The following is a 536-nucleotide window of genomic DNA, read 5'->3' on the forward strand; positions in this document are numbered from 1 at the left end:
TTGATCGATTGCTTTTTTGAGATACTTAGTGATATTTTTCTTTGAGTAGTCTTCTCGCTTGGCTCTCACATAAGACAAGTGGTCTTTGACCCCATTCAAACCTCGTAAGTCTTTCAGTTCGTCATAGAGAGGGTACACGTGTGCTTGTAAGCCTGAAAGAATTTTAGTATCCGTCAAGTCTAGATAAGACAATAAGAAATGTTCCATAAGCAGCTTGGTATACGGACTTTTTAGGGCTTGTACCGTCAGCATGTCTTCTGTTTCAGCTTTACGTGCTTTATCTTCTTGATAATCCCTATCGTCCAACTTGTAACTGTTATCGTCTGCCATGCGTTTCTTCTCAATATGAAAGACAATAGAATCAATGCTTCGTCCTTTTTTTATCTTGTCATATGTCACGTTAAAAGAGGAGTTTTCGTTAATTTCTTCTATTGCTTATTTTAAAACTCTATGTTCTAATCTATCAAAGCGGGACTATTCATCACCTGTATCCGTCATTACTAGTAACTCTAGCATTGACATGGTCGGATTGCGGT

General features: G+C 37.9%; 1 protein-coding gene. It reads right to left on the reverse strand.

Annotated elements, in window-relative coordinates; genetic code table 11:
• Nucleotides 1-432, reverse strand: a 432-nt coding sequence (locus EAS64_RS42815) for a hypothetical protein (protein WP_439333646.1), incomplete at its 3' end; no start/stop codon positions are given.
• Nucleotides 433-536: the final 104 nt, after the last annotated feature.

The organism is Trebonia kvetii, assembly GCF_007827045.1.
In the GTDB taxonomy this organism is placed as follows: domain Bacteria; phylum Actinomycetota; class Actinomycetes; order Streptosporangiales; family Streptosporangiaceae; genus Trebonia; species Trebonia kvetii.